An 8,319-nucleotide genomic window follows, 5' to 3' on the forward strand; every position below is an offset into this window, starting at 1 on the left:
TTTTATATTTCGACTAGGCTTTAGTGGCTTTTTGGATGCGAGCAGAGCTCTGCCAGAACGCCGAAAAGTGATTTTGGGTGAATGAACGCGATTTTTGTTCCCTCAGAGCCGTTGCGAATTTTTCCCAAGAACTGGACTCCGCACCCTTCCATTCTTTGAAATTCGTTTTCTATGTCATCAGTTGCAAGTGCCATGTGGTGTAGTCCTTCGCCTTTTTTGTCCAAAAACTTTCTAATCGGCGAGTCATCACGGGTCGGTTCCATCAGTTCGATTCTTCCATTTTCTAGTTTCAATATGGCAAGCTTTACTCCTTCTGATTCCACGGTCTCAAAGACTACATTGTCAACTCCAAGTGCCTGCTGGTACTGTTTTGCTGCAGACTCTACGTCATTTACCGCAATGGCAATGTGATCAATTTTCAACTAGAACACTTCCTTTGGACGATACACTCCAAACACCTCACGGAATGTATTGCTTATTTCGCCAGTTGTGGCGTATGATTTTACAGAATCCAAAATGAACGGCATCAGGTTCTCGTCTTTTTCTGCAGCTGATTTCATTTTTGACAAGGCCTGCTCAACTTTTTTGTTGTCACGCTCTGAGCGCAATTTCTTTAGCGCCTGTTTTTGCTTTATTTCCACAGTGTCGTCGATTCGCAAAAGGTCCTGCTTTGACTTTGCCTCCTCTGAAAACTTGTTTACGCCGACTAGGACCCTCTGGCTAGAGTCAACCTCTTTTTTGAGCCGGTAAGCGTTTTGCCTGATTTCTGACTGGAAGAATCCCTTTTCGATTGCCTTTAGCGCGCCGCCCATTTTTTCAACCTGCTTTAGGTATTTCCAGACGCCAGCCTCTATCTCGTCGCACAGATATTCCAGGTAATGAGAGCCGGCAAGCGGGTCAACGGTTTTTGTAACGCCTGACTCGTATGCGACAATTTGCTGTGTTCTAAGCGCAATTTTGGCAGACTCTGCAGTTGGCAATGCAAGTGCCTCATCACGGGAATTGGTGTGAAGCGATTGGGTTCCACCCAGCACTGCTGCCATCGTCTGTATCGACACTCGGACGATGTTGTTGTCTGGCTGTTGTGCAGTTAGCGATTCGCCGCTTGTCTGGGTGTGGAATTTTAGCTGGATTGACTTGGGATCCTTTGCGTGGAACTTTTCTTTTAGAATTTTTGCATAGACTTTCCTTGCCACTCTGAACTTGGCAATCTCCTCAAAGAATTCTATGGTACAGCAGAAAAAGAACGACAGTCGTGGCGCAAAGTCATCAATCTTCAGTCCCCTGTCAAGACAGGTCTGAATGTACGCAATTGCGTTTGCAATAGTAAATGCGACTTCCTGCGTTGCAGTAGATCCTGCCTCCCTCATGTGGTATCCAGATATTGAAATCGGGTACCATTGCGGAACGTGCTTTGCACAGTATGCAATCATGTCGCCGATCAGTCTCATTGACGGGATTGGCGGATAGATGTAGGTGTTTCTTGCAATGTATTCTTTGAGAATGTCGTTTTGGGTCGTTCCCCTAAGATCCACGCTTTTGAATCCCTGGGACTCGCCTACCGCGATATAGTAGGCCAGAAGCGTAGATGCCGTAGAATTAATTGTCATAGACGTGCTTACTTTGCCCAGCGGTATTCCGTCAAATGCAGTCATCATGTCTTTGAGGGACGCAATTGACACGCCGACTTTGCCAACCTCACCTTCGGCTTGCTGCGAATCCGGGTCGTGGCCTATCTGCGTTGGCAGGTCAAATGCCATAGATAGCCCTGTTTGTCCTTTTTCAAGCATGAACTTGAATCGCTCGTTGGTTTGCTTTGCGTCGCCAAACCCCGAATACTGGCGCATGGTCCACAGTCTTTCCCGGTACATCTCTGAGTGGATTCCCCGGGTGTATGGATACTTGCCGGGCTCTTCTTTTGCTAGTTTTTTAGTCTGATGATAAACGCGCTTTACTGGGAAGTTAGAATCGGTTAGAATTTCTGGTTTTTTCTCTTTTTTTTCCATGTGTATCACTTTAGTATTGAGCTAGATATCTTGTCTGCTGCCTCGAACGGGTCGATTTGTCTTAATTGGAGTTTTTTTAGGTATTTTGAATAATTTTTGTCAGATTCCAAGACCGAATCAAGTTTGTGCCGTACATTATTTAAAATAATATCCTTTAGCTCAATTTCAAGTCGCGCCACGTCGTGTTCTTTTTTGGATTTTTTCTTATCAGCCATCAGATCCTTTAGTTTTTTTGCAAATTCGTCAATTCCCTTGTTTTTCGTAGTTGACGTCTGAAGTACGACTGGGTTTCGTTCAGTCATGCCGATGAACTCAAGTACAGCTTGGTATAGCTGGGATGCGCCGTCAAGGTCTGACTTGTTTACCAAATAGATGTCGCCAATTTCCGTTAATCCTGCCTTTATTGTCTGGATGCTGTCCCCGGTGTTTGGATTAAACACCACTACTGTGATGTCTGCAATGTTTGCAATTTCCACTTCGGTTTGGCCGGCGCCTACGCTTTCGATTATTATCGGATTGAATCCGGCATATTCCAGAACCCTGATGCTGTTTCGAATGGAGTGAGATACTGCGCCTGTTGCCCCACGGGACGCTATGCTTCGAATGTACGTTCCAGAGTCAGTTGATTCAGTCATCCTGACCCTGTCGCCCAGAATAGCGCCGCCTGTCACGTGGCTTGTTGGGTCGATTGCAAGTACTGCCGGTTTTAGTTTTAGTTTTTTTAATGCAATGGATGTCTTGTTGATAAGCGAGCTTTTTCCTGCGCCTGCAGGGCCGGTGATGCCAATTATGGTTGAATGTCCTGACTGTTTGAATATTTTCTTGACTAGTTTTCGTGCCTCTTTTTCGTCATTTTCTATTATCGATATTGCCTTTGCAATCGCGCCCCGCTTGCCTTTTTTTAGATCAGATAAAAGTTCCAACAAAATCAAGCCTTTATTCTGCAATAAATTCTTGTTGCAATAAGCAATCTACATTGCACCATACTACACAATCATGGTTCACTAAATATCAGGTTGCCTGACGGCTCACCGAAATCATGAATGTCTACCTTTACTCCAACCTTGCCAAATTCGGAATGCTCCACTATCAGCGTAACAGGCATCGTCTTCCAGCCATACTTTGGAACACTGTCAAATGGAACCTGGATTGTAAAGTTAGATCCGGCAAAAGTCTTTTGAAAGCTTGTCTCCATTCCTTGAATTTCCAAAACAGAGGACGTGGTTTTTTGTGTCAAGTCATCGAATTTTATCTCAACATATTTTTTGTCATTGTAAAATGTCGCATCAAGGTAAAATACTCCGGAATACTTTTCAGAGTTCTGCATGTTTTGTACGACGGAGAGCACAATCCCAAATGCGATAATTGTAAAAACTACTGCAAGTGTGGTTTTTTTGTTCATCAGGATCAGGCAAATTCCAGTCGCAGTCTTTGCAAAAGATTTGTGTGAATTCGGATTCTCTCAAGGGTTTGGTCAAGCGTTCTTTCCGTTCCAGGGGTCGGGTTTTTCTTGAAGAATTGTTTTATTTCTTTTTCCATAGAAGAGTCGGCCACTGTAGATATGCTTGCAACTATTCTGTTTAGAAGAGGGCTTCCAACGCCCACCTTCTTGTGCAACGGCTTCCAGTTCTTTTTGAGCCACGGCCAGAAAATCTTTTTCCCATAGCGGTTTCCGGCCACGCGGATTATTGGAACGTGCATGTTTTGCGAGCGGACGTCCTTTGTTTGCGAGAAATTAAGCGTCCTTAGCAGCAGTTTTTCGTCCTTAAAGTTGCAAAGCGCCCCAAGGAATCGAAGCTTTTCTTCCTGGGTTTTTACTTTTTTGTACAAGTCAAGCATCTTTTGATATGTCTTAGAGTCTCCGCTCCACGCCACTACCGAAAATACGGCGTCTTGCAGGTCAGGGTTTAACGACAGGGGGTTTTTCAGATATGCGGCAAATCTTTTTTGCGCTTCAACGGTTATTTCCTCATCGTCAAGCTTGCCAAGTGCGCCAATTACAAATCCCCGGAGCAATGCGTTTGTGTATGGCTCTCCTTTTTTTGCATCCCATCCAATTTTTGCAAAAACTGTTTTTAGAAAATCATGGGTGATTTCCTTGATTTCATAGTTGAACCGTTCTTCAACGGTTCTATTGTACAGAGCGTACAGGTTTCCTGCAACGTTTGACTGTGTGATATAGTCGTCTTCGTTTTCATATGACTTTGAAAAGTCAAGATAGTTTTTTGCAGTGTCATCCCCAGACACGCATAGTGCGAAGAGATCGTTTTGTAGTGCCCACCTGTCCACATGCGAGATGGATTTTTGCAAGACCAATCCCTTTAGGTAATCGAGGAGATCAGGCGAGTACTTGACCCTGTAGAATCCATGTCTTCCGGAATTTATCATAACATCAGAGGGACCGACTGGGATGACATCACATTGTTTTGTCACAAGCTTGTTTCTTGTTGTCCTGTCCTGCGTGACAGATACGGGGATGTGCCAGAGTCCTTTTTCTCTTCCCTTTTGCTCTAGGACAAATCGCTTTTGCGCCAAAACGAGTTTGGAGTTTTGCCGCTTTACATCAACCATCGGGAATCCGACCTGCTTTATCCAGGAATTTATCATGGTTCTGACAGGCATCCTTGCAGCCGTGCCTATCTCGTTCCACAAGTCATCACCCTTTGCATTCTTGTACGAAAACTTCTTCAGGTACACCCTCAGGCCTGCGCGGAAGTTTTTTTCCGTGACAAAGCCCTCAAGCATCCTCAGGACGCACCCGCCCTTGTCATAGGATATCGCGTCAAAGATTTCGCGGATTTCAGAAGGCTTGTTTACCTTGACATCTATTGGATGCGAAGAATGCAGTGAGTCAAGCCCCATTGCAACGTTCATCGTGTCCTCTAGGAATTGGTCCCAAAGCTTCCACGACGGATAGAACTTGTCAACAAACTTTGTTGCCATAAATGTCGCAAACGATTCGTTTAACCACAGGTCGTTCCACCACTCCATGGTGACAAGATTGCCAAACCACTGGTGTGCCACTTCGTGTGAGACCACCTCTGCGATGTATTGCTTTGTTTGCGTCGATGACGTCTTTGGGTCATACAGCAGTATGGTCTCGCGAAACGTGATTGCCCCCCAGTTCTCCATTGCCCCAGACGCAAAGTCGGGCACTGCAATCAGGTCAAGCTTTGGTAGCGGATATTTGATTCCAAAATAATTTTCATACGATGTGACAAGTTTTTTGCACAGGTCTAGTGCAAACTTTCCCTTTTTGCTGTTGCCCTTTGTCGTGATTATCCTATATTGGACCTTGCCTTGCTTGCTTGAGAGGTATTCGAATTCTCCCACTCCGAGATACAGGAGGTATGTTGACATGACGGGTGTTTTTGCAAACGCATAGGCTGTTTTTTTGCCCAGTGTTTTCTTTGATATGATATTCATGTTGGAGACTGCGGTGTAGTTTTTTTCTGTGACCAGTGTTATCCCAAATGTTGCCTTTGCCGCAGGCTCATCCCAGCAAGGAAACGCGCGTCGCGCGTCTGCTGCCTCAAACTGGGTCGTGGCCAAGTACTTGGTGTTTCCGCTTTTGTCCTTGTACTGGCTTCGATAAAAGCCGACAAGCCTGTCATTTAGGATTCCAGTGTAATCGATAAAGATTCTTGCAGCACCTGAGATTTTCTTTGGAATTAGGATTGTGAGGGATTCGTTTTTTTCATCCAGCCTTGTTTTTGCGCTGAATTTTTGGTTGTTTGATATTACGTGGCAGGATTTTATTTTGAGCTCCGCTGAATCAAGTAAAATTGTATTTGTAGGTTTTGATATTTTGACATCGATTATTTCTTTTCCAGAAAACGTAAAGTCGTCAAGGTTTGGCTCAAATGTCAGGTCATAGTGTACTGGGGATACCTGCATGAGTTTGGTAAATTGACTGCCTTTATGTATATTTAGGATTGATTTTTTCCCGAGAACAGGATCAGTTTTAATTAGTATGATCTGAAAATTACATATCACATGCTAAAAATCGAGGCAGTAATCAGAAGCACCAAACTGCAGCAAGTAAAAAACGAGCTGGAGCAGATTGGGATTACGGCGTTTTCCACATTTAAAGTTGAAATGTCAGGACTGTCTCACGGGCAGACATCTGGCGGAAGGCCGGGAACATTCAAGACAAGTGCGCTAATTCCTAAAACGAAAATAGAAATAATTTGCAGGGACAAGGACAAAGACGCCATAACCGAGGCAATATCCAAGGGAGCAAGAACGGGTCAGGTCGGAGACGGCATAGTCTATGTGTATCCGCTAGCGCATCTAATCAAAATAAAAAACGGCAAGACAAACGAGCAGGCAGTATAAAGTTTTAAAATACACACCTACGTTAACCAATCAATGAAGCAGAAACTAGCGCCAAGGAGAATCAAGATTTTAGTTGCCAAGCTAGGCCTTGACGGGCACGATAGGGGTGCGCTAGTTCTGTGCAGGGCGTTTAGAGACGCAGGAATGGAGGTCATTTATTCTGGTCTTTTTGCCACGCCTGAACGCGTTGCACAGATTGCAGAGGATGAGGACGTTGACGCAGTGGCCCTAAGCCTTCTAAACGGTGCTCATAATACGCTGTTCCCAAGGGTTGTCAAGGAATTGCACAAAAAGGGAATCAAGGACGTGCTCGTATTGGGTGGAGGGGTAATCCCAGAAGAGGACAGACAGGGACTGGAAAAATCAGGAGTCTCAGGCGTGTTTGGTCCTGGAACGCCACTAGCTACAATAATTGATCACATCAATGCAGGCGTTGCAAAACTAAGAAAGCTGTGATTATTCTTTAGAGTCAGGCCACATCATTTGTCGCATCTTTTTGCCGACTTGTTCTATTTGGTGCGAGTCAAGTTGTTTCATGTATCTGTCAAATGCGTTCTTGCCGTTCTTGTGGTATTCTGAGATCCATTCCTCGTTGAACGTTCCGTCCTGAATCATGTCTAGGACTTTTTTCATCTTTGCCTTGACGTCTTTGTCCATGACCATCGGGCCTCTTGTCAGTCCGCCATATCTTGCAGTCTCGCTGACACGTCTCCACATGCCGTTGATTCCGTATCGCTGGATCATGTCTACAATTAGTTTTAGTTCGTGCAGTACCTCAAAGTATGCGATTTCTGGCTGGTATCCTGCTTCTACTAGCGTCTCAAATGCGTTTGTAACCATCGATGCACATCCTCCGCAGAGATCAGCCTGCTCCCCAAACCAGTCAGTCTCCACCTCTTCTTTGAATGTCGTCTGGATCAATCCAGCTCTTGCAGAGCCGATTCCTTTTGCCAATCCAAGTGTTCTGTTCCATGCGGAGCCTGTTTTGTCCTGGTACACTGCGACAATTGCAGGAGTTCCAAATCCATCAAGATATGTTTCGCGGACCTTTGAGCCGGGGCCCTTTGGTGCAACCATGATGATGTCCACGTTATCTGGTGCTTTTATCCACTCCCAGTGGATTGCAGCTGCGTGTGAAAACGATAATGCCTTTCCTGCCGAAAGGTTTGGTTCAATCTCATCTCTGTAAACTTTGGCCTGAATCATGTCAGGAATCAGGACGTGAACAATGTCTGCTTTTTTTGTAGCCTCCGCGACTGACATTACTTGGTGGCCGTCATTTTTGGCCTTGTTCCAAGTCGGGCTGCCTTCCTTTAGCCCGACTATTACCTTTAATCCAGAGTCTTTGAGGTTATTTGCCTGGGCATCGCCTTGAATGCCGTAGCCGATTACTGCAATTGTTTGATTTTTTATAGGATCTAAATTGATATCTGAATCCTTCCATGTTTTTGCCATATCTAGACCTAAAAACACTCGAAATAAAAACTAAATCGAAATAACCTTGTTGCATCCAAGGCATCTTACCTGCACGTCTTCTCCGACTAGTCGTTCAAACTTTTTTGAGCCGCATTTTGGGCAAATAGGACACGCTCTGAGGCCTTTCATGAAAAAGAATAGACGGACTGATAATTATAGGATCTTGTCTGCTTATTTTTGCACGAATTGTCGTTGAGGCTTTTTGATTAATTTGTCAGGCTTTGCCTTTGTAAGCAAGATGAAAACACCGAACAAGGATCAATTTGACAATTGTCTGACTAAAACGAGCAGATATTCATAAATAGTTTTAGCTATCTCAGTCCGTAATGAAGGCGTTTGGGGTCACGGCTGCATCGCTTGCAGCTGTCATGTTCGTTAATACATCGTTAGCGTATGGCATTACAGATAATGCTCAAAATGCCGTAGAGTGGCATTCTGAAATTGGGTGGCTGATGCTAGAGCAGGGAAAAACGGATCATGTCGAGTTGACGACAAAAAT

General features: G+C 44.7%; 8 protein-coding genes. 2 read left to right on the forward strand and 6 right to left on the reverse strand.

Annotated elements, in window-relative coordinates; genetic code table 11:
• Positions 1-20: 20 nt before the first annotated feature.
• From mce to NKMY2_RS07605, 5 genes are all read right to left on the reverse strand, one after another.
• Positions 21-422 (reverse strand): methylmalonyl-CoA epimerase, encoded by a 402-nt coding sequence (gene mce / locus NKMY2_RS07585; RefSeq protein WP_042686645.1) that lies wholly within the window; start codon positions 420-422, stop codon positions 21-23.
• The gene (locus NKMY2_RS07590; RefSeq protein WP_042686647.1) at positions 423-2,006 is read right to left on the reverse strand and encodes an acyl-CoA mutase large subunit family protein; all 1,584 of its coding nucleotides are present in this window, start codon (positions 2,004-2,006) and stop codon (positions 423-425) included.
• Between the two features lie 5 nt (positions 2,007-2,011).
• Positions 2,012-2,932: a methylmalonyl Co-A mutase-associated GTPase MeaB gene (gene meaB, locus NKMY2_RS07595; RefSeq protein ID WP_042686760.1), complete on the reverse strand. Its 921-nt coding sequence runs from the start codon at positions 2,930-2,932 to the stop codon at positions 2,012-2,014.
• Between the two features lie 68 nt (positions 2,933-3,000).
• The gene (locus NKMY2_RS07600) at positions 3,001-3,408 is read right to left on the reverse strand and encodes a hypothetical protein (protein WP_052347605.1); all 408 of its coding nucleotides are present in this window, start codon (positions 3,406-3,408) and stop codon (positions 3,001-3,003) included.
• A gap of 5 nt (positions 3,409-3,413) precedes the next feature.
• Positions 3,414-5,903 carry a M1 family metallopeptidase gene (locus NKMY2_RS07605; protein ID WP_042686764.1) on the reverse strand — a complete coding sequence of 830 codons (2,490 nt, stop codon included), beginning with the start codon at positions 5,901-5,903 and terminating at the stop codon, positions 3,414-3,416.
• A gap of 99 nt (positions 5,904-6,002) precedes the next feature.
• On the opposite strand from NKMY2_RS07605, the gene NKMY2_RS07610 reads away from it, so the two are divergent.
• A complete protein-coding gene (locus NKMY2_RS07610; protein WP_042686649.1) occupies positions 6,003-6,344 on the forward strand; it encodes a P-II family nitrogen regulator in 342 nt (113 codons plus the stop codon).
• 33 nt (positions 6,345-6,377) lie between these two features.
• A complete protein-coding gene (locus NKMY2_RS07615) occupies positions 6,378-6,800 on the forward strand; it encodes a cobalamin B12-binding domain-containing protein (RefSeq protein WP_042686651.1) in 423 nt (140 codons plus the stop codon).
• Here the strand turns inward: NKMY2_RS07615 and ilvC are convergent, their stop codons facing one another.
• Positions 6,801-7,799, reverse strand: a complete 999-nt coding sequence (gene ilvC / locus NKMY2_RS07620) for a ketol-acid reductoisomerase (protein ID WP_042686653.1) — start codon at positions 7,797-7,799, stop codon at positions 6,801-6,803. It lies immediately after the preceding gene.
• Positions 7,800-8,319 lie beyond the last annotated feature (520 nt).

Source organism: Candidatus Nitrosotenuis chungbukensis (genome assembly GCF_000685395.1).
Lineage (GTDB): Archaea > Thermoproteota > Nitrososphaeria > Nitrososphaerales > Nitrosopumilaceae > Nitrosotenuis > Nitrosotenuis chungbukensis.